The following is a 21,792-nucleotide window of genomic DNA, read 5'->3' as shown; positions in this document are numbered from 1 at the left end:
CATGCGGAGCCTTACGCTTTCCTCCGCATTGATGTTCCTTCTAATGACGGGAAGCGCACTGGCGCAGGTCGATTCCAGCGGCAACGGCAACACGGTTCCGCAATTGCAGAACCCTGCGGATGAAACCATCGAAATCGGACTTTCAACCGAAACCATCGCCATCACATCGAATTTCGGCGGCACTGACCTCACCATATTCGGCGCGCTCGACAATGCCGATCCGATGATCCAACGACAAGGCCGTTACGATATCATCGTCGTGCTACAAGGCCCCTCGCGCGATCTCGTGGTGCGCAAGAAGGACCGTTATCTCGGTGTCTGGGTGAATTCGGATTCGGAAACCTTCATGGGCGTGCCGCTCTCCTACTCGCTGGCCTCTACCCGCAATCTGCAGGACATTACCGAAGAGAAAATCTACCGACAACTTTCGGTGGGCGTGCGCAACTTCTATCTCGTGCCGGAAGATCCGGGTAGCCTGTCGGGCAATATCCCGACATTCGGCAACGAACTGCGGGAAATGAAAATCCGCCAGGGCCTCTATACGCAGCGCATCGGGGGCGTGGAGTTCATTTCCCGCACCTTGTTTCGCGCCACATTGAACCTGCCCGCCAATGTGCCGGTCGGGCGCCACAAGGCTCGGGCGCTTCTGTTCCGCAACGGTGTTTTTTTGCGTGAAGCCAATGCCAGTCTCGAAATCGTCAAGGCTGGTTTTGAACAGAGCATCTACAACGCCGCCCACCAGAACAGCTTTCTCTACGGCCTTTTTGCCGTTTTCCTTGCCGTCTTCACCGGCTGGTTCGGACGCATTCTGTTCCGCAGGGATTAACCCCCATAAAGCGCACCGCGCGCAATAGGGTAAACCTTCCCCTGTCCCAGCATATAGGCGCGCAGGGTCTCGTCAGCGAACAGCCCTCGGAAAGCGCGATCCAGAATATTCAGCGCACCCGTATAGGCTCCAAAAGCAGGCATGATGAGCCTTTCGCCGTCGCTTACAAAACAAGGGCGACGCACCGACCGACCACGTCGCACAATGCGGGCCGCGGGGTGAAGGTGCCCTGCAATCTCGCCCTGCCCGGCCTTGCGCGATGGTTCATGCCGGAGAACAAGCGGCCCGACTGCCAGTTCCTCCACACAATCGCCCGGTAGGTCTACCGGGCGATCCGGATCGTGATTGCCGGTGATCCAGAACCAGTCCCGATGCTCCATAAGCGACTTCAGCCGGATGGCATAAAGCGACGGCAGGCGCTCGCTGGCCGTGGCATCATGAAAACTGTCGCCAAGGCTGATGACGGTTCGCGGCTGATAGCGTGCGATGGCCAGCGCCAGCATGTCGAGCGTCGCTGCTGTGTCATAAGGTGGGATGAGCTGGCCGCGCCGGGCAAAGGATGAACCTTTTTCCAGATGCAGATCGGAAACGATCAGCATATGCAGGTCGGGCAGGAACAGTGCACCGGATGGATCGCACACAGCTGCAACGCCACGCACTTCCGTATGGGCCAGACTGTAGGCCTCTCCATTGCCCCATACCGCAGTCTTCATTGCATCGCCTCTTTGATCAGATCATCTGCGGCCTCTTCAAGCAGCATTTCCTCGCCATCGCCTGCCACACGCTCACGTCCGATTTCGAGCATCACAGGCAGCGCCAGCGGTGAAATCCTGTCGAGCGGCTTGTGCAAAAGATGACCTTTCACGCGTGCCAGCATGTCGCCAAGACGCTTGATATCCAGAAGTCCGGTCGCCGCATCCGCGCGCGTCGCCTGCAACAATATATGGTCCGGCTCGTGGGTCCGCAGCACGTCATAGATCAGGTCAGTGGAAACCGTAACCTGACGGCCCGTTTTCTCCTGTCCCGGATGACGGCGCTCGATAAGCCCTGAAATCACGGCGCAATTGCGGAAAGTGCGTTTCAAAAGGTAGCTTTCATCAAGCCAGGCTTCGAGATCGTCCCCCAGCATATCCTCGTCGAACAGGCGGGTGAGATTGAGCTTTCCCGTGCCGATCATCGCGCCCATATCCTTGAGGCCCCAGAGTCCCAGCGAATAATCGGTCGCGACAAAGCCAAGCGGATGTGCGCCCATGCGTTCCAGACGGCGCGTCAGCAACATGCCGAGCGTTTGATGCGCCAGCCTGCCCTCGAACGGATAGGCGACCATGTAGAAGCGATTGCCGCGCGGAAAGGTTTCGATCAGCAGCTCATCCGTTGCAGGCAGCACGGATTTCCATTGCTGCACTTCAAGCCATTCCCGCACCTGTTCCGGCAAAAACTGCCAGCGCGTGCGGTCGGCAAGCATGGCGCGCACCTGTGCCGCAAGATAGGTGGAAAGCGGAAATTTGCCACCTGCATAGACAGGAATTTTGGCATCCTGCCCGGCAGCATTGGAGGCGATGCATTCATTCTCACGGATGCCTTCAAACCGCAGCACCTTTCCGGCAAACAGGAACGTGTCGCCAGCCGTCAACGTCTCAAGGAAGTATTCTTCGATGCGACCAAGAACACGTCCGCCACGCGCGTTTCCACCCTTGCCGCCACGAGTAAGCCGCACATTCAGCTCTGGCGCTTCGACAATCGTGCCAATATTGAGCCGATATTGCTGCGCGATGCGCGGATTGGACACCCGCCACGTGCCGTCCACGGTCTTGCGGATTTTCGCGAACCGCTCATAGGTCTTGAGCGCGTAGCCGCCAGTCGCCACGAAATCCAGAATACGGTCGAACGTGTCTCGCGGAAGGTTCGAATAAGGTGCAGCACTCTGCACTTCACGATAAAGCTGATCGGCGTTGAAAGGCTCGGCACAGGCCATGCCAAGCACGTGTTGCGCCAGCACATCCAGCGCCCCGTCGATCAGGGGTGGCGTATCCTGCGCGCCCAGATAATTGGCGTCGAGTGCGGCGCGGCACTCCATCACCTCGAAGCGATTGGCGGGCACAAGAATGGCACGGCTTGGCTCGTCCATGCGGTGATTGGCACGGCCAATGCGCTGCGCAAGGCGGCTCGCCCCTTTCGGTGCGCCGACATGAATGACCAGATCGACATCACCCCAGTCGATCCCCAGATCAAGCGTCGAAGTCGCGACCACAGCCCGCAATGTGTTGGCGGCCATGGCCTGCTCGACCTTGCGGCGCTGGCTGGCATCGAGCGAACCGTGATGCAGCGCAATGGGCAGCGTGTCCTCGTTGACCCGCCACAGTTCCTGAAACAGCATCTCCGCCTGACTGCGCGTATTGACGAATAAAAGCGTCGTGCGGTGCTGGCGGATCGCCTCGTAAATGTCAGGAATGGCATAACGTGACGAATGGCCTGACCATGGCACCCGTTCGTCGGAATCGAGAATGGTGATTTCCGGCTTGGCTCCGCCGTCCACCGTCACAAGTCCGGCCATCGGCCCGGTGCTGTCCTGTTCCACCAACCAGCGGCGCAGTTCATCGGGCTCAGCCACCGTTGCGGAAAGGCCGATGGTCTGCAATTGCGGTTGCAGGCGGCGCAGCCGTGCCAGCCCCAGCGCCAGAAGGTGTCCGCGCTTGGAAATCACCAGCGAATGCAATTCGTCCAGCACCACGTAGCGCAAACCCTTGAAGAATTGTTCCGCGCCTTTGGAAGCGATCAACAGTGCAAGCTGCTCTGGCGTCGTCAGTAGAATATCCGGTGGCGCCAGCTTCTGCCGCTGGCGTTTGTGCGCAGGCGTATCGCCGGTCCGGGTCTCGATTGAGATGTCGAGACCCATTTCCTCGACCGGCACCGTCAGATTGCGATGAATATCGACGGCCAGAGCCTTCAGCGGCGAGATATAAAGCGTATGCACGCCGCGCTTCGCCATACCCGGCTTTTTACGGCCATTTCGTTCCAGGTCCACCAGCGCCGGCAGAAACCCGGCCAGCGTTTTACCCGCACCGGTCGGCGCGATCAGCAGCGTCGACTGGCCCTGTTCTGCACGGGCCAGAAGCTCAAGCTGATGCGCGCGCGGCGACCAACCCTTGGCCGCAAACCATTCGAGAAAACGGTCCGGCAAGGGAAAAGCGGCAGATGCGGCGGCGGGTTTCAGGTTCAGTGTCACGCCGTCAATCTAATCGCAGCAAGGCAAGCCGCCAAGGTGTTTGTTCACTTTTGTTCTCATTTTGTCAGCAGACGCAAGCTCCCTCTCTTTTCGGGGCGAACTTCGTGACCTATCTTCAAACCATGCGTTTCAACCAGCTTCTCTGCTCCTCTCCCAAAGGCCTTTATTGCCCGCCCGGCGATTTCTACATCGACCCCGTGCGTCCAGTGGAACGCGCGCTCATAACCCACGGGCATTCCGATCACGCTCGCTCGGGCCACACCCATGTGCTGGCAACGCCCGAAACGCTCGACATCATGGCGCTACGCTACGGCGCGAACTTCGCCGAAACCACACAACCGATTGGCCTCGGTGAAACCCTGACGATCAACGGTGTTCGGGTCCGTTTTCATGGCGCGGGCCATGTGCTCGGCTCGGCCCAGATCGCGGTGGAAAAAGATGGAACCCGCATTGTCGCTTCGGGCGATTACAAGCGCGCAGTCGATCCAACCTGCGCGCCTTTTGAGCCGGTGGCCTGTGATGTCTTCATCACCGAAGCAACCTTTGCGCTGCCGGTGTTCCGTCACCCTGATGCGTCACACGAGATCGCGACGCTTCTCAAATCAATCCGGCAATTTCCTGAACGCGCACATCTTGTCGGCGCCTATTCACTGGGAAAGGCACAGCGGGTTATCAAACTCATACGCAATGCAGGCTACTCGGAACCGATCTATATTCACGGTGCACTGGAAAAGATCTGCGATTATTACCAGGCACAAGGTATCGATCTCGGTCCGCTCGAACCGGCAACCGTGGAGCGTGACGAGGCGCAGCCGGATTTTACAGGCAAGATCATCGTCGGTCCTCCATCGGCTTTTTCCGACCGTTGGGCGCGGCGTTTTCCCGATCCCATTTCAGCCTTCGCCTCCGGCTGGATGCGCATCCGCCAGCGCGCCAAACAACAGGGCGTGGAACTGCCACTCATCATTTCCGACCATTGCGACTGGGATGAACTGACGGCGACAATTACGGAAATTGCACCCGCCGAAGTATGGGTCACACATGGGCGCGAGGAAGCGCTCGTTCGCTGGTGCGAACTGCAGAACATACCAGCCAAGCCGCTGCATCTCGTCGGCTATGAAGATGAGGGCGATTGATGCGTGCTTTCGCTGAACTTCTTGATCGGCTGGTTCTGACACCGCAGCGCAACGGCAAGCTTCGGCTGCTTGTTGACTATTTCCGTGCTACTCCCGACCCCGATCGCGGTCTGGCATTGGCGGCAATCACGCGTGATCTCGAACTGCAAAGCGTGAAGCCCGCCATGCTGCGCGCACTGATAGCCGAGCGCACCGATCCCACACTCTTTGCCTATTCCTATGATTATGTTGGAGACCTCGCCGAAACGATTTCGCTCATCTGGCCCGGCCCTAGTGAAACTGCTCCGGGAGCCAACCTGCCGCTTGGCATCGTCGTGCACGAGTTGCAGAATGCTTCGCGCCGCGAAGGCCCGATGCTTGTGGCCGGATGGCTCGATCTGCTCGGCATTTCGGAACGTTATGCACTGTTGAAGCTGGTCACCGGCGGTTTGCGCATCGGGGTTTCGGCCCGCCTCGCCAAACAGGCTCTTGCTGATTTCGGCGGCGTCAACGTTGTCGAAATCGAGGAACTCTGGCACGGCCAGTCACCGCCCTATGAGGTGCTTTTCGCCTGGCTGGAAGGCCGTGGCGAAAAACCTGCTGCCACCGCAGCCGCACCGTTTCGCCCCGTCATGCTGGCGACAGCGCTTAATGAAGCTGAAATCCCCTCGCTCGATGCATCCGCTTACAGCGCCGAGTGGAAGTGGGACGGCATTCGGGTTCAGGCCGTTGCGGAAAACGGCGTGCGCCGTCTCTATTCACGCACCGGTGACGATATTTCCGGCGCATTCCCGGACATTCTGGAGGCTATGGATTTCGAAGGTTCAATCGATGGCGAATTGCTCGTCGGTCATCACGGCAAAACCGGCATAGAAACCGCCACGTTTTCCGATCTCCAGCAAAGATTGAACCGCAAGACCGTGAGTGCAAAACAGTTACACGACTATCCGGCTTTCGTGCGGGCCTATGATCTGTTGCAGGAAGGGAACCAGCAGACCGGCACCGATTTGCGCGCCCTGCCCTTTTCCGAACGCCGTGCCCGCCTGCAAAAATTCCTCGGCAAGCTCGACCCCCGCCGGTTCGATCTTTCGCCGATACTGCCTTTCGCTGACTTTCAGGAACTGGCGCAGTTTCGCGCCAATCCACCCCATCCCGTCATCGAAGGCGTGATGCTAAAGCGCCACGACAGCACTTATCTGCCCGGACGCCCGAAAGGACCTTGGTTCAAATGGAAGCGCGATCCTTTCACCGTCGATGCCGTGATCGTCTATGCCCAGCGTGGGCACGGCAAGCGCTCCAGCTATTATTCAGATTTCACCTTTGCCGTCTGGACGGGACCGGAAGACGAGCCAGTGCTGGTGCCGGTCGGCAAGGCTTATTTCGGCTTTACGGACGAAGAATTGAAGCTGCTGGACAAGTTTGTGCGCGAGAACACCACCGAGCGCTTCGGCCCGGTGCGATCTGTCCGCGCCGAGCCCAATCATGGGCTGGTGGTGGAAGTTGCCTTCGAGGGTCTCAACCGCTCCACGCGCCATAAATCCGGCGTTGCCATGCGCTTTCCGCGTTTCTCACGGCTTCGCTGGGACAAGCCGCCCCGCGAAGCGGACCGGCTTGAAACGCTGGAAAAGCTGCTGAGCTGATTATTCAGCCGCCGTTGAAACGCGGATTTCGTAGATATTGACCGGCTTGCCGGAACCGCTCAAATCCGAGTTGACCGTGATCGTGCCGGCGCGACCTGCCTTCTGGCCGGACGAAATATCCATATCGAAAAGGAAGTCGCTCACGGAATCGCGAACGTCGTAGCGCCTGCGCCCGCAATCGCCAAGACCGCCGAAATCACAATTGACTGACATCTGGGTCGTCTTGCCATCATCCGCTCGCGCAACAATGTCGAAGGTCGCCTTCTTGCCTTCCAGCTGGTTCAAAATGCCTTCGCCCACATCGAATGTGACCGTATCTTCGGTACCGGAAGATTGTACACGTGCGAAACTGCGTGTGCCTTCCTGCCTGATTTCCGCCGTCGCACGTCCCTTGACGGACATTCGTGTTGCCTCAGACGGCTGGAAAATCGTGATCCATTTCAATCCGCCAGGCTCTTCGCCTTCTTTCAAAGGCGCAATACTGCCATCGCTATGCAGCGGATTGTTCGCCGGTCCACGGCTCAAATCGATAAAGCTGTTATAGAGCGAATAACCGATGAAAGCGGCAACAGCGAGCACAAGCGCCGGAATACCATAGCTATAGAAAGGTGAATGACGTTTCTTTTTCCTGCGGTCCTTACGCGAAACGCCGCCCTCATAACCGAGATCGGCATTGCTGCGCTTCTTCTGCCGCGAGGTCGCACGGATGTCGCTGGTATCGAGCGCAGGCGATGCCTCTTCCGCCTTACCGCCAAGGATCGGATCTTCCCTGTGCGGAGCATCAAGTGACGGGTCGTGACGCTCAGTCTTGTCACCACCGGTCTTGAATTCCTGTTCAATGTGCGAGATCGCGTCCTTTAGCTTTTGGCGGCGCTGTTCCTTCTGCACATCGCTGAGCGCGGTATTTGCCGCAAGAGCGCGCTCATGCGCACCCCAAGCGGATTCATAGATTCGCTGGCGGGTCGCCGGATTATGCGCATCCGCCTTGGCAAATGCATTCCTGATCGCGCGCTCAATACTTTCCAAAGGCTGCTCTTCCCTTGTTCGTTCTTCCCGCCGTTTCGTCACGCCCTCAACAGGAGCAAGCGGTCTCCGATGCAGACGATTTCATAAGCCTCAGCGAAATTAACGTCTGAATCAAGGCATTTAGCTGTTCATCACCCGCTTTGACTAGCCAATAAGCATGTCGGAGACACCAAATATTAACTCTGACTGCGGTTTTCCCCCATCCGTATGGTTTTACAGCGCCGAACTGCCCCATGCGAATGAACGAGACATCCCGAAGTAGGCTGGCGATTCCCTCCCCTCCGGGCAATTCTGCTAACCATGGAGTGTCCATGCATCAAGAATGTCCCAATCAGCTGGTTTCCGTCACTCCCTGTCAAGATTCTCGGAAAACCGCGGGCGACCTGTATTGATAGATCGGCTCGCGCGCTTTTGATATTGCCGTTGAGCGAGGAGATGCTAAAACTATTACGTTTACGGAAACGTCAATCATGGAGGACGATTGAAGATGGCCTTGCCGGATATCCTGAAAAGCAGACTGCGCATCCCGGTGGTTGGTGCTCCCCTATTCATCATTTCGCATCCGGCTCTGGTCATGGCGCAGTGCAAGGCAGGCGTCGTCGGTTCCTTTCCCGCACTCAATGCCCGTCCTGAAGCACAACTGGACGAGTGGCTGGCAGAGATCACAGAAGGACTTGCCGCTTACGACAAGGCCAATCCGGATCGGCCATCCGCGCCCTTCGCGGTCAACCAGATCGTGCACCGTTCCAACAAGCGCCTTGAGCACGATCTCGGCCTTTGTGTGAAATACAAGGTGCCGATCGTCATTTCCTCGCTCGGCGCTGTGCCGGAAGTGAATGCGGCAATCCATTCCTATGGCGGTATCGTCCTTCATGACGTCATCAACAACCGCCATGCTAATTCAGCAATCCGCAAGGGCGCGGACGGCCTCATCGCGGTCGCTGCCGGTGCTGGCGGCCACGCCGGTGCGCTGTCGCCCTTCGCGCTTGTGCAGGAAATCCGTTCTTGGTTCGACGGCCCCTTGCTCCTTTCGGGCGCCATCGCCAATGGCGGATCGATCCTCGCCGCTCAGGCCATGGGCGCCGACCTCGCCTATATCGGCTCGCCCTTCATCGCCACGACCGAAGCGCGCGCGACAGATGCCTACAAGCAGATGATCGTAGACTCGAATTCATCCGACATCGTCTATTCCAACTACTTCACCGGCATCGGAGGCAATTATCTGAAGCCGTCGATCGCCAATTCAGGTCTCGATCCGGAAAACCTACCGGAAGCCGATCCATCCAAGATGGATTTCGACAAGGCTCAGCAGGAAGGCGCCAAGGCCTGGAAGGATATATGGGGCTGCGGTCAGGGTATCGCCGCCATCCACGAAGTGGCACCTGCCGGGCAACTGGTCGACCGGCTGGAGCGTGAATATAACGACGCCCGCCAGCGTCTCTGCACAGGCGTTTGATTCTTTGATGGTCACGGAACCGCGCCAGCTTAAAGGCTGGTGTGGTTCCAGCGTTTCACACTCAACGGGTCATTGTCGCATGCCTGCTGTAAAAACCGGTTGATTTCCGCCCTGCCTGACGCTGGCGGTATACATGTTGTGAAAGCTTTTGAACAAACAACGAGATTGTTTGATTTGGGCCTTGCTTTCCTTCATGCTTTTGGTTATCAGCGCACCGTTCAACCGGAAACGGTTGGCTTCCTTCGGGAAATTGGAATGTAATGTTCCGGGCCGCTTTAGCTCAGTTGGTAGAGCACATCATTCGTAATGATGGGGTCAGGTGTTCGAGTCACCTAAGCGGCACCATAAAATCAATGATTTAGCCAGTTTTCGTTTTCACCACATTGACGCTAGCAATCAAATAGCAATCATCGTCGTGTAGCGCGCAAAATCGAATGACAACAGTTTTACGATTTCAAAGAACTGAGCGGAACGTTCATTGAAGCCCCACTAAAGGGGCCGTTAAGCCCTCCCGCTAATTATCAGTTCGTTGACCACCTTCCCCTTACCGTCAGCCGCTGCGTAGGTCAGGTCCACATCTTCGATGTCGAAGACCGAAAAGATCGATCGGATCTCCGGCACGTCGTTGATGGACATGATAAAGCGACCCTTGATGCGACCGAGGCGCTCGGCCATCACCTCGTATTGGCCTCGGCTGAACAACTCCTTCCCATAACAGTCCTCGCTGCCCCAATACGGCGGATCGAGATAAAACAGCGTCTCCGGTCGGTCGTAGCGGTCGATGAAGGCGCTCCAGTCGAGGTTCTCAATGACGGCAGACGCAAGGCGTTCATGGGTTCTGTCGCAGTGGCGTCAGTCTCACTGCATGAAGCGGGCAATAGCACCACTACGCGGCTGAACCGAAAGGTCTTCATCATCCTGATCGGTTTCGAGCCGCTGCAGAATCGGGCAATGGGGGCGATGGTCGCCGTGACAGGCGTTGACCAACGTCGTGAGTGTCTGGGTCATGTCTTGCAGATCGGCGATCTTCTTCTGGAGTTCGTCGATATGAACTTGTGCCAAACGTTTGACTACCGCGCTCTGTCGCGTCTCGTCACGCCATAACCCGAGAAGATCGCCTATCTCCGCAACGGAGAAGCCGAGATCTCTGGCTCGCCGTATGAAACGGAGCATATGCACGTCTGTGTCCGAATAGTCGCGGTAGCCGGAAGCTGTTCGGTCGGCAGCAGGTATGAGGCCGGTCTGCTCATAGTAGCGGATCATCTTGGCTGATACGCCGGATGCTTTAGAAGCTTGTCCAATATTCATGTAATCACTCCCGCAATCTTCAGGCCGGCAAAGCCTTAAGAGCATTTTCGCGAGAGCCGATCTGGAACGTGCAAGTATCGCCTTTATTGGGTAGACAAATTGCTGCGTTCTTCGTCTCTGGAGTTCTAACAAGAGCATTCATAGCTGACTCCTTTTTCGTTCCGAAATTCAGGTTCAGTCGAAGTATGGTTCTTCCAACCGTGGGAAGGTCAATGATATTTTTCTTGTTTTTTCCGCTTGACCTTTCCACGGTTGGAAGAACCACCTTGCATGTCATGAGACCCAAACAAGGAGAAATCTCATGGAATTGAAAATCGAAGGCATGACCTGCGGCGGGTGCGCCAAATCTGTAACTATGGCGATCCAATCGGTAGATTCCGGCGCTAAGGTCGACACCAATCCGACAGAGCGCGCGGTCAAGGTCGAAACAACTGCGACACTGGCGTCTGTCTTGAAGGTTCTCGAGGAAGCAGGTTATCCCGCAACCGCTAACTGAATAGGAACAAGATCGCGCTGATATTCATCACGGATGTGCTTGCGATCAGCGCGGGCATGGCGATCGCACAAGGCTAGATGACAACGGATAATCCATGCACTGTCACGATATGTCTGCAATGTAGAAGCCCTTTGCCGAGCAGCCCTTCGACAAAGGCTTCTACAGTCTCCATGGATACCATGATGAAGAAATGAATCGCCGATCACAGCGACTAGCTGCCTGGAACCGCCGCCGCGTATCATGACCATACGCAGCGGCGGCTTTTTATTTCAGTATTATTCTCCGCCGGAAATCATCGGTATGGGGCTGTCCTGTCTGGAACGCATCTCGGAAAAAGTGAAAAGGTTTCGAACAGGTCGGCTTTCGGAGCAAAGTTAAAGGGCGCAAATCTGATCCAGACCTGCGCTCTATCATCACGTTGTCCACTTCGTCGACTTGCACAGCGATTTTAGTGGCGAGCAGCAATATTCTGAGTTTTCGCCGCCTGCTGCCGGCTCATCTGTTCAAGCAAGCCTCGCAACTGGTTTTCATCCACAGCATCTGCAGCCATGACAGCGCGGATTATGGGATCCGAGAGTAGTTCCTGAGCGGTTGGCTCCGGGTAACAGTCGAACCTATTGCACATATGAATTCTCTCCCTTCGCACTCTCTCAGGATTGATCCTTGATCCAGTTCACTGGGCTGGTGTTTGGTTAGGCCCGTCATCGGGCGTGAAAAACACATCGGCATGCATGTCCTCACCACGTAATCCGCGCGCCAAGGCGAGCTGAATGGCAGCGTCAACCATTCCCGGTGGGCCGGCGACATAGGCCTTCCACCCATCAAGGTCCATCAGGTCGTCGGCAACCGCCTTTGTCACAAAACCACAGCGGTACTGTGTCGCTTCTGCCTCGGATAACACCACCACAAAGGTAAGATTGGCATACTGTTCGGCCAAGGACTGAAAATGCTCGACTAGGTAGAGATCACATTCGCTGCGTGCTCCGAAATAAACATGGATCGGCTGCTTCATGCCGTGAGCAAGGGCGGTCTCAACGATCGACTTGATCGGCGCAAGGCCGGAACCGCCAGCGATGCACAGCATCGGACCGGAATGATTTTGGCGCAGATAGGAGGAACCAAGGGGAAATTCGAGTTCAACTTTGTCACCAGACTTCAGCGCGCCGTGTATGTGTTCGGACGTAATACCTCCTGCGACGCGGCGAACGTGAAATTCCAGACTGCCCTCACCTACACGGTTGGCCATGGAATAGCTGCGCACCGGAGTTCCGGTAAATCTGATCTAGGCATATTGTCCGGCGGTAAACGGCAAAGACGAGCCATCTGCAGGCGCAATTCGTATCAGTTTGATGTCGTGCGTGAGGTCATATAGCCCGGTCACGACCGCATCAAGACGCCGCGGAGCCTCCACGGCCTTTTCGTCGCTGACAAGCCACGCGACAGCGACATCCGTTTGCGGCAATGCGCAGCACGCGAGGATCAAGCCGTCGGATTTCTCCTCCTCAGTCAGTGCAAAGCGCGAGTGCTGAAGCAATTGAACCTCACCCTCGATCAGGCGCGATTTGCATGAGCCGCAGCGACCGGATCGGCAGCCATGAGGATAGGAAATACCGGCAGCGAGTGCAGCTTCGAGGATTGTTTGTCCGTTCAAGACTTCCAGTCGGGTCCGTGTCTGTCGTATATCAACGATTCTTCTGGTCATCCGGCTTTCCTTACAGTCCATCATTCAATCCGAGGGCCTTGAGCAAACCTGGCTTCTGCCGCACGAATGTTCCGTAGAAAATTTCGGAACCGACAATCGTGATCGGAGCCACCCGAACCCCTGTGCGCGCTTTGGCTTCCTCGGCAATCTCCGGCTCACTGAGGTCGCGCTCCTCATAGGAAAGCCCCTGCTCGGAGAGCCAGCGCTTAAGGGCATGACAGTCCGGACAAGTCGGGGTTGTGTAAATGAGAATGCGTGGCGTACTGGTGTGCGTCATATATGGGCCTTTCACTCGGTGGACGTGCTTTCGTTCCCAGTTCGGCCGACAATCGACTGGCGTTCTGAGCGGAATTTTTGTCAGCCTGCAGCTTCCAACACTTGTAAGGTCAAGGCCGTTTTTTTTGCGCAGGGACGTGAACCCGATCACGAACAGTGCGAAGGCTCCGGCCCTCACATGTAAGAGCAGCATCGTTTGATCAATCGCTTCTTCTCTTTCCCGGAATATTGGCGAAACAATGCGCGAGATTGGCCGCCAAACGAGGTTGCAGCTGCCACCAATACTCTCCTTGGGAAAATAACTCTCAGGGCCTTGACCTTTCCACCGTTGGAAACAGCAAGGTCGTCAAATGACCGTCGTCATGTCCCGCTGGCAGACGCTGCGGCCCTATGAAGGAGAACGAGAATGAGTAATAGAGCCGCCGCCCTGTTCCTGGCCGGCGCCGTCATCGTTGGTGGTACCTTTTATGCGGTCTATCGAGACGATATCGAGCCATATACCCAAAGATTCCTCTCGCTTGTTTCATCCGCAGCCGCACAGCCCGCTCAAATGCCTGCTCCCCAAGTACCGATTGCCGAGGTCGTCACACGCAATGTTGCCCCATCCGTAGAGTTTACCGGTCATACCGAGGCAACAAGGACAGTTGACCTGCGTCCACGTGTAGGTGGGGCCATAGTTAGCGTCAGCGTTCCTGAAGGCGGCCTTGTTCGACCCGGCGACCTTCTGTTCCAGATTGATGCAAGGCCGTTCCAGGTCGCATTGGATGCAGCCAAAGCTCAATTGCAGCAGGCTATTGCTTTGCTTGATCAGGCTGAGGTCGATTTCAAACGCGCTGAAGCGCTGGCTCCGAATGGGACTGTATCGCGTAAGACCTTTGATGATGCGAGGGCTGCACTTCGGCAACGCAAGGCTCAGGTGGAGATCGTCAAGGCTGCCATTGCAGCTGCAGAACTCGACCTGTCTTTCACGCGTGTCACAGCACCGATTGCCGGTCGCGTTGATCGCGTTCTTGTCACAGAAGGCAATCTCGTTACCGGCGGCAATGCGGGGGCTGCCACGCTTCTCACCACGATTGTTTCGACCGATCCACTCTATGTTTATTTCGATATCGATGAAGCAACCTATCTGGAATTCGCAGCTCGTGGACGCGCATCCGTGACGGAGGGCGAAGCGGACAGGCTTCCGGTTAAGGTCGGCTTGATGACCGATAATGGCCACCCGCTTGTCGGCGAACTCGATTTTCTCGGCAACCGCATCGACCGGGGCACAGGCACGATCAGAGCCCGTGCAATCGTTCAGAATTACGACGACAGGCTGGCTCCTGGCCTTTTCGTGCGAGTGAAGCTCGTGACTGCCGAACCGACCCAAACCGTACTCATTGATGAGCAGGCGATTGCCGTCGACCAGGGGCGACGCTATGTGCTGGTACTCGGAGCGGAGAATAAGGCAGAGTACCGCCCGATTGAACTGGGGCCGATGATCGACGGAATGCGCGTTGTTTCTGCGGGGCTCAAGTCCGGTGAAAAAATCATCATCAAGGGGCTCGTTCGCCCCGGAATGGAAGTCGATCCGCAGATAGTGCCGATGCTCTCCAACCAGCAGGGCGAAGCTGCCCAGGCTGCAGCAGGTGTTCGGGAGGCGCATCGATGAACATCCCGCGCTTTTTCGTAGACCGCCCGATCTTTGCGGTTGTCCTCTCTGTCCTGATGTTGATTGGTGGAGGGCTCACACTCCTGAAGCTGCCCTTGAGTGAGTATCCGCAGGTAACTCCTCCAACGGTGCAGGTTACGGCGAACTATCCGGGTGCCAGCCCTGAAGTGATCGCCGAAACGGTCGCCGCGCCGCTGGAGCAGGTCATTAATGGCGTGGAGAATATGCTCTATATGAGCTCGCAGGCTGCCACCGATGGACGTATGACGTTGACCGTAACGTTCCAGCAGGGCACGGATCCTGACATGGCGCAAATTCAGGTGCAGAATCGCGTCTCACGCGCGCTTCCGCGTCTGCCGCAGGAGGTTCAGCGCATCGGCGTGGTGACGCAAAAGACTTCGCCCGATATCCTGATGGTGGTTCATCTCGTATCACCCGATGATCGCTATGATCCGCTCTATCTGTCGAATTTCGCCACCTTGCAGGTACGCGACCAGCTTGCGCGTATCTCGGGTGTAGGCGATGTGCTTGTCTGGGGGGCTGGTGAATACTCCATGCGGGTCTGGCTTGATCCGGCGAAAGTGGCCGCCCGCGGTCTGACCGCTTCGGACGTCGTGGCAGCAATTCAGGAGCAGAATGCCCAGGTAGCCGCAGGCTCGGTAGGCCAACAACCAGATGCCTCGGCTGCACTTCAGGTTACGGTCAATACACTCGGCAGGTTATCCAATGAGGAACAGTTCGGCGATATCGTCGTCAAGACCGGCGCTGATGGTCAGGTTACCCGGTTGCGGGACGTTTCACGAATCGAACTAGGGGCTGACGGCTATGCTCTACGCAGTCTTCTCGATGGAAAACCGGCACTGGCGATGCAGATCGTCCAGAGCCCCGGCGCCAACGCACTTGATGTAGCCAGTGCCATTCGCGGCACCATGGAAGAACTGCAGAAGGGGTTTCCCGAAGGGATCGAATATCGCATTGCCTATGATCCCACAGTCTTCGTGAAAGCCTCCCTTGAGGCTGTCGTGATGACATTGCTTGAAGCCATTGTCCTGGTCGTAATCGTTGTCGTGCTCTTCCTTCAGACTTGGCGTGCTTCGATCATTCCTTTGGTCGCCGTGCCGATATCGTTGGTCGGCACATTCGCCCTCATGTATATGTTCGGTTTCTCGCTGAACACGCTATCTCTGTTCGGCTTGGTGCTATCCATCGGAATTGTGGTCGATGACGCTATCGTCGTCGTCGAAAATGTCGAGCGTCACATCGCGCTCGGCGAAACGCCCAAGCAAGCTGCTCGCAAGGCTATGGACGAAGTGACGGGACCAATCATTGCCATTACGTCTGTGCTCTCGGCGGTCTTTATCCCCTCCGCATTTCTGTCCGGCCTGCAAGGTGAGTTCTATCGCCAATTCGCCCTTACAATCGCAATTTCGACCATCCTGTCGGCAATCAACTCCCTCACACTTTCTCCTGCGCTTGCAGGTGTGCTCTTGAAGCCGCATCACGGCGACGTCAAACGTGATCTCCTGACACGGGTGATCGACGGCTTGTTCGGCTGGTTCTTCAGGCTCTTCAACCGGTTCTTCGACAGTGCATCGACTGCCTATGTCTGGTCGGTGCGACGGGCCTTGAGGTTGAGCGCGGTCGTCCTGTTCGTCTATGCTGGCCTGCTCGGCATGACATGGATGGGGTTCCAGACTGTACCTAGCGGATTTGTTCCGGCTCAGGACAAATATTATCTCGTTGGTATTGCGCAGCTGCCAACGGGAGCGTCGCTCGACAGAACCGAGGCGGTGGTTAAGAAAATGTCAGAGATCGCACTTGCCGAACCCGGCGTGGAAAGTGTGGTCGCTTTCCCGGGGCTTTCGGTCAATGGCATGGTCAATATCCCGAACGCTGCTGTCATGTTCACGATGCTCAAGCCCTTTGACGAACGTAACGATCCCTCCTTGTCCGCCTTTGCCATAGCAGGCCGCTTGATGGGCAAGTTCAGCCAGATACCTGATGGTTTTGCCGGTATATTTCCGCCACCGCCGGTTCCTGGCCTCGGTACGACTGGAGGTTTCAAAATCCAGATCGAAGACAGGGCCGGCCTGGGGCTTGAAGCGCTTGCCGGGGCGCAAGGGGCAATCATGGCCAAGGCGATGCAGGCACCGGAACTCGCGGGCATGCTTGCAAGCTTCCAGATGAATGCGCCACAGGTTCAGGTGGATATCGACCGGGTGAAAGCCAAATCGCAAGGTGTGCCCCTCAACACAATTTTTGAAACGCTGCAGGTGAACCTTGGTTCTCTCTATGTGAATGATTTCAATCGTTTTGGCAGGACTTATCGGGTGGTTGTCCAGGCAGATGCGCCTTTCCGGATGCACCCGGAAGATATTGGCCGACTGAAGGTGCGCAACATGGCGGGCGAAATGATTCCGTTGTCGGCGCTTTTGACGATCCAGCATAGTTCGGGACCGGATCGTGTCATGCATTACAACAGCTTTCCATCAGCTGATATCAGCGGCGGTCCGGCCCCCGGCTATTCGTTCGGACAGGCAACAGCCGCAATAGAACGCATCATGACAGAAACCCTGCCATCCGGCATGGCCTTCGAATGGACGGAGCTCGCCTATCAGGAGAAGCAGGCCGGAAACACGGCAATGTATATCTTCCCACTTTCCGTTCTACTCGCTTTTCTCATTCTGGCTGCCCAGTATAATAGCTGGTCATTACCGCTTGCTGTATTGCTGATCGCGCCGATGGCTCTCCTTTCGGCAATTGTCGGAGTCTGGCTTACCGGTGGCGACAACAACATTTTTACTCAGATCGGTTTCGTCGTTCTGGTTGGCCTTGCTGCCAAGAATGCGATCCTGATCGTCGAGTTCGCGCGAGCGAAGGAAAATGAGGGCGTCGATCCGTTAAATGCGGTGCTAGAGGCGGCACGGCTTCGACTTCGACCCATCCTGATGACTTCGCTCGCCTTCATTGCCGGTGTCGTGCCACTTGTGATCGCAACAGGAGCGGGTGCCGAAATGCGGCATGTCATGGGCATAGCCGTGTTTTCCGGCATGCTCGGCGTCACGTTGTTCGGGCTGCTCCTGACGCCGATATTCTACGTCGTGGTGCGAAAACTCGCATTGCGTCGAGATAAAAATGTTGCAGGATCGGCACAAGAACAGAAACCATGACAATAAGCCGAAGCAACCTGACATAAGGGAATGCAGAAGAAAACTTGGACTATCAAGAAGATGGTTCATGTATTCATACGAAGACAATATCCGAGCAAAAACACATTAAACGGCCAATTCCAAGAATACGGCGTCGGCTTGATCTGCGTTCAGAGTTTGCTCCCCGAGCCCTGAATACTCAAATGTTCACAGGGGCCGTTGTTGAACAGTTTAAAAGAGAAGGCGGTGCCATAACGGCGAAAGGCACTAGCCGGAACTCCAACGGATTCCGGCTAGTGCTTCGTTCTCTCTTTGCCGTCCGGTTATCATGCCTTATGGAGCGATTGCCCGTAGCGATCGTGACGGCGCACCCAGTCCATGCCTCCGGCTTCGTTGCGACCTTTCGGAGCGAGATCGAGCATATTGTAAGTGCCCATCATTACCTCGACGCCGCGCCCATAAGTGGAGTAGGTCCGGAAGACCTCGCCCGCATCGTCTTTGTAAAAGGCGCTGACGCCCGGCCATTCTTCACCGTTTTCCTTCCATTCGCCGAAATTATAGTCAATTTTTCCGCTGGCGACCTCATCGGGTGAGAAGCTCACCCGAAAATCGTAGTTGAAGTCAGTGTCAAACGACGACACCCATTTGAACTCCCAGCCCATACGTTTGCGGTAACGTTCAATGTCGGCAAGCGGCGCGCGGGAGACGGCGATCATGGTGACGTCGTGATGCGCAAGGTGCTTGTTCATACCATCGGTGTGGTCAGCCATGAAGGAGCAGCTGGGGCAGCCTTCCTTCCATCCCGGCGCGAACATGAAATGCTGCACCAGAAGTTGAGACCGGCCATCGAAGAGATCTGCCAGCGTGCTTGAGCCGTCCGGCGTGTCGAAGACATATTCCTTGTTGATGCGCACCCACGGCAAGGCGAGCCGCTGCTGGGCAACCTTGTCGCGAAGACGCGTCAACTCCTTCTCCGCTTTCAGGAAATCCCGGCGAGCGGTCAGCCAGTCATCATGTGAAACAACAGCGTGTTGCATTGTGAGTCTCCTATGGTTTGGTATTGGGGAGTTGGAAACGGGCGGCAAAAAGCTTCATCCACGGCGGTAGGTGAAAGAGGCTCATCAACACGTACATCACGGCCATACTGTTGACGGAGACGAAGGTCGATGCGCCAGAACACATCATTATGTCCTGCGAGCCGACTGCAGACATCCACGCCATCAGCGCGAATGTCGGGGTGGCGGCGAGCCCAATCCAACCGGACGCATCACTCGTCAGCTTGGACGACGAACCAACTTTTTCTGTTAAGGTGCGCCTTGGCATTTCTGCTTCTCCCATCGAATTGCCGTTTCCAGCCGTTGCGATACAATCAAGCTAGCTCGGATGGAGGGGATCATGAGAGTTACAAGTATGACGGGATTTCAATGGACCCGCTGATCGCCGCCGCTGCAAACGCTCTCTCGGCAGGCGACCCCCTCGCTGCCCTGAAAAGGGTTGCACTACGCGACGATCCGCCGGCACTGGCGTTGCGCGGCATCGCAATGGCGCAACTCGGCGACTTCGTGCGTGCCCGAGGACTGCTGCGAAGCGCGGCGCGCAGCTTCGGCTCGAAAGAAATTGTAGCGCGTGCGCGTTGCGCCGTTGCCGAAGCCGAAATCGCACTTGTTTCGCGTGATCTCGGCCGGTCATTGCAAAGGCTCAATGCAGCCCGGTCGGCACTTCAAGCGTTCGGTGACCGCAGCAACGCGGCCCACGCCGGCTATCTCGAAGCCCGGCACCTTCTCCTGATCGGCCGTCTTGATGAAGCCGAAGCATTGCTCAGTCAATTGGATGACAGCGCTCTGCCTCGCGCGTCGCTGGCCGGTCGGGAACTAGTGGCGGCTGGCATAGCCATCCGCCGCATCAGGACCGAACCGGCGAAAGCAGCTCTGGAACGGGCAAGACAGGCGGCGACAGACGCACGTATTCCGGCGCTCTCGACCGAGGTCGACCGGGCAGCACAAGCATTCGGCGCGCCAGCAGCTCGCTTGGTAACCTGTGGCAAAGAGCGTTTGCTCCATCTCGAAGACATCGAAAGGCTTTTGGCGTCCGATACACTCATAGTGGATACCTGCCGCAATGTGGTGCGTGGAGGGACAACAATAGTTCCACTCATCACTCGTCCGGTGCTGCTTAAACTCATGCGCGCTCTGGCGGAAGCTTGGCCGAAGGATGTAGCACGTGAGACGCTTCTCAAACGCGCTTTCAACGCGCGGCAAGCTGATGCGTCACACCGCGCGCGCCTGCGTGTTGAAGTTGCCCGGCTGCGTGAGGCCGTCAAACCGCTGGCGACACTGAATGCAACCAGGGACGGGTTTGTTCTGCAACCTCACACCACGCGCAATGTCGCCGTGCTGGTGCCGCACGTAGAAGGCGACCGTGCCCAAATCCTAGCTTTGCTCAGCGATGGGGAAGCCTGGTCGAGTTCGGCATTGGCGCTGGCCTTGAACGTGAGCCCGCGTACGGTGCAGCGAGCACTCGAAGAGCTTGCCCGCGACAACAAGGTCGAGACGTTCGGGCGCGGAAGAGCATGCCGCTGGATCGCGGCGAGTGTGCCTGGATTCCCGACAAGCTTGTTGCTCCCCGCCACACAGATTTACAGTTAGGATGAAGACATGAAACACTCAACCGCTGAAATCATCCGTGAATATGGCCCCTTCCCCGATGCAGATGATGTGGCCGGGGTCAGCTTCGACGGCAATAAAGTTTGGTTTGCAACGGGCAAAAAACTGAATGCTCTTGACCCCGAAAGCGGGGAGATCCTGCGCTCGCTCGACGTCGCGGCCGATGCGGGAACCGCGTTCGACGGCGAGCACTTGTTCCAGATCGGTGATTCCGTCATCCGAAAGATCGACCCCAAGACCGGGGAGATAGTCGCCACAATACCGGCTCCCGGAAATGGCGGAAACTCCGGCCTGGCCTGGGCAGAAGGTTCGCTCTGGGTCGGACAGCATCGTGCTCGAAAGATACATCAGGTGAACCCCGAGACAGGAGAAGTACTGCGCACGATCGAATCCGATCGGTTCGTCACCGGCGTCACTTGGGTCGACGGCGAACTTTGGCACGGTACGTGGGAAGACACCGGGAGCGATATTCGCCGCATCGATCAGAAAACGGGTGCCGTGCTAGAACGTTTGGACATGCCGGACGGAACCGGAGTATCGGGACTTGAATCCGATGGCGGCGACCTCTTTTTCTGCGGAGGTGGAAGCAGCGGAAAGGTAAGAGCCATTCGTCGGTCCCGGCATGACATCAAATGAGCGCATCGTAGCGGAAGCGCCGGTATAGGCTGAGTGCTGTTCGGGGCACTACTACATCCGACAGCTGGACATAATGAGCGAAAGCCTTCGCCATATGCGTTCATTGTAAACAAAAGGGTCAATACGATCAGACTAATTGCAACAGGTTGGTGCATGACGAATGGGCATCCAGACAGGGAAGCCGATGGCCCACGACAAGCCTGACGCCTATCGTCTCATGTTGGGGCGATTTGAAAGCATCCCTCAGCTTCGTAGACCGGCTAACACTGGGAGGCGCATCGCCGCTTGTCATACCAGAAGCCGCCCTCGCCTTTTCGTAAGCTGACAATCCTGTCGAAGTCTGCCTGTCACCGATTTGATTTCATCTGCAGTTTCCTTAACTGCTGACCCACAAATTGAAGTGCGAACTCATAGATGCCTTCATAAGAGATTTTCTTTTTATGTTGTGTAACAATGCCTTATGGAAACTCTTCTTACTCTCAAATACAATTGGCACCATCATTTGACATTAGTCAAATCGTATGCTTGTCGTGTTGATTGAAAGACTTTTCTGTGCAACTCAGTCACAACAGAGACAGTAGTGTTGATTGCCACTGAGAACTGACCCGGCGTTTCCACCGAG

At 56.6% G+C, this 21,792-nt stretch carries 16 protein-coding genes, 1 tRNA gene and 2 pseudogenes; 10 read left to right on the top strand and 9 right to left on the bottom strand.

What is annotated here, in order from left to right; translation table 11 throughout:
- Position 1 precedes the first annotated feature (1 nt).
- Positions 2-826 carry a TIGR02186 family protein gene (locus CES86_RS23565; protein ID WP_010659221.1) on the top strand — a complete coding sequence of 275 codons (825 nt, stop codon included), beginning with the start codon at positions 2-4 and terminating at the stop codon, positions 824-826.
- Here CES86_RS23565 and pdeM read toward each other — a convergent pair.
- Positions 823-1,539: a ligase-associated DNA damage response endonuclease PdeM gene (gene pdeM, locus CES86_RS23560; protein ID WP_094515562.1), complete on the bottom strand. Its 717-nt coding sequence runs from the start codon at positions 1,537-1,539 to the stop codon at positions 823-825. The genes CES86_RS23565 and pdeM overlap by 4 nt on opposite strands.
- Positions 1,536-4,052 (bottom strand): ligase-associated DNA damage response DEXH box helicase, encoded by a 2,517-nt coding sequence (locus CES86_RS23555; protein ID WP_094515561.1) that lies wholly within the window; start codon positions 4,050-4,052, stop codon positions 1,536-1,538. The genes pdeM and CES86_RS23555 overlap by 4 nt, the downstream gene beginning before the upstream one ends.
- 122 nt (positions 4,053-4,174) lie before the next feature.
- On the opposite strand from CES86_RS23555, the gene CES86_RS23550 reads away from it, so the two are divergent.
- A complete protein-coding gene (locus CES86_RS23550; RefSeq protein WP_094515818.1) occupies positions 4,175-5,188 on the top strand; it encodes a ligase-associated DNA damage response exonuclease in 1,014 nt (337 codons plus the stop codon).
- The gene (locus CES86_RS23545; protein ID WP_094515560.1) at positions 5,188-6,807 is read left to right on the top strand and encodes a cisplatin damage response ATP-dependent DNA ligase; all 1,620 of its coding nucleotides are present in this window, start codon (positions 5,188-5,190) and stop codon (positions 6,805-6,807) included. Before CES86_RS23550 ends, CES86_RS23545 begins: the two co-directional genes overlap by 1 nt.
- Here CES86_RS23545 and CES86_RS23540 read toward each other — a convergent pair whose 3' ends face one another.
- Positions 6,808-7,833 (bottom strand): hypothetical protein, encoded by a 1,026-nt coding sequence (locus tag CES86_RS23540; protein ID WP_094515559.1) that lies wholly within the window; start codon positions 7,831-7,833, stop codon positions 6,808-6,810.
- 487 nt (positions 7,834-8,320) lie between these two features.
- Here CES86_RS23540 and CES86_RS23535 point away from each other — a divergent pair, with 487 nt between their 5' ends.
- Both CES86_RS23535 and CES86_RS23530 read left to right on the top strand, forming a co-directional pair.
- Positions 8,321-9,289, top strand: a complete 969-nt coding sequence (locus CES86_RS23535) for an NAD(P)H-dependent flavin oxidoreductase (protein ID WP_094515558.1) — start codon at positions 8,321-8,323, stop codon at positions 9,287-9,289.
- Positions 9,290-9,558: 269 nt separating this feature from the next.
- A tRNA-Thr gene (locus tag CES86_RS23530) sits at positions 9,559-9,634 on the top strand.
- 156 nt (positions 9,635-9,790) lie between these two features.
- Here the strand turns inward: CES86_RS23530 and CES86_RS23525 are convergent.
- A pseudogene (locus CES86_RS23525) lies at positions 9,791-10,123 on the bottom strand (DNA adenine methylase); the annotation flags it as partial.
- A gap of 24 nt (positions 10,124-10,147) precedes the next feature.
- Positions 10,148-10,597: a Cu(I)-responsive transcriptional regulator gene (gene cueR, locus CES86_RS23520; RefSeq protein WP_010659229.1), complete on the bottom strand. Its 450-nt coding sequence runs from the start codon at positions 10,595-10,597 to the stop codon at positions 10,148-10,150.
- Positions 10,598-10,898: 301 nt separating this feature from the next.
- Here cueR and CES86_RS23510 point away from each other — a divergent pair, with 301 nt between their 5' ends.
- A complete protein-coding gene (locus tag CES86_RS23510; RefSeq protein WP_010659230.1) occupies positions 10,899-11,093 on the top strand; it encodes a heavy-metal-associated domain-containing protein in 195 nt (64 codons plus the stop codon).
- 673 nt (positions 11,094-11,766) lie between these two features.
- Here the strand turns inward: CES86_RS23510 and CES86_RS23505 are convergent.
- Positions 11,767-12,795: pseudogene (locus CES86_RS23505) on the bottom strand (2Fe-2S iron-sulfur cluster-binding protein).
- A gap of 10 nt (positions 12,796-12,805) precedes the next feature.
- Entirely contained in the window at positions 12,806-13,072 is a 267-nt protein-coding gene (locus CES86_RS23500) for a glutaredoxin family protein (RefSeq protein ID WP_094515556.1), read from the bottom strand.
- A 405-nt stretch (positions 13,073-13,477) separates the two neighbouring features.
- On the opposite strand from CES86_RS23500, the gene CES86_RS23495 reads away from it, so the two are divergent.
- The gene (locus CES86_RS23495; protein ID WP_094515555.1) at positions 13,478-14,722 is read left to right on the top strand and encodes an efflux RND transporter periplasmic adaptor subunit; all 1,245 of its coding nucleotides are present in this window, start codon (positions 13,478-13,480) and stop codon (positions 14,720-14,722) included.
- Positions 14,719-17,892, top strand: a complete 3,174-nt coding sequence (locus CES86_RS23490) for an efflux RND transporter permease subunit (RefSeq protein WP_094515554.1) — start codon at positions 14,719-14,721, stop codon at positions 17,890-17,892. Before CES86_RS23495 ends, CES86_RS23490 begins: the two co-directional genes overlap by 4 nt.
- A 305-nt stretch (positions 17,893-18,197) precedes the next feature.
- Here the strand turns inward: CES86_RS23490 and CES86_RS23485 are convergent, their stop codons facing one another.
- Together CES86_RS23485 and CES86_RS23480 are read right to left on the bottom strand one after the other, a co-directional pair.
- Complete coding sequence (locus tag CES86_RS23485; protein WP_094515553.1) at positions 18,198-18,908, bottom strand: DUF899 domain-containing protein; 711 nt, start codon at positions 18,906-18,908, stop codon at positions 18,198-18,200.
- Between the two features lie 10 nt (positions 18,909-18,918).
- The gene (locus CES86_RS23480) at positions 18,919-19,209 is read right to left on the bottom strand and encodes a hypothetical protein (protein WP_012093387.1); all 291 of its coding nucleotides are present in this window, start codon (positions 19,207-19,209) and stop codon (positions 18,919-18,921) included.
- Between the two features lie 86 nt (positions 19,210-19,295).
- On the opposite strand from CES86_RS23480, the gene CES86_RS23475 reads away from it, so the two are divergent.
- Both CES86_RS23475 and CES86_RS23470 read left to right on the top strand, forming a co-directional pair.
- Positions 19,296-20,516, top strand: coding sequence for an HTH domain-containing protein (locus CES86_RS23475; RefSeq protein WP_012093388.1), 1,221 nt, complete (start codon positions 19,296-19,298; stop codon positions 20,514-20,516).
- A gap of 9 nt (positions 20,517-20,525) precedes the next feature.
- A complete protein-coding gene (locus tag CES86_RS23470) occupies positions 20,526-21,170 on the top strand; it encodes a Vgb family protein (protein ID WP_012093389.1) in 645 nt (214 codons plus the stop codon).
- Positions 21,171-21,792 lie beyond the last annotated feature (622 nt).

Origin of the sequence: Brucella lupini, assembly GCF_002252535.1 — a bacterium.
Classification (GTDB): domain Bacteria; phylum Pseudomonadota; class Alphaproteobacteria; order Rhizobiales; family Rhizobiaceae; genus Brucella; species Brucella anthropi.
The sequence above is the reverse complement of the archived record's forward strand: the minus strand, read 5'-3'. Positions and strand labels throughout refer to the sequence as shown.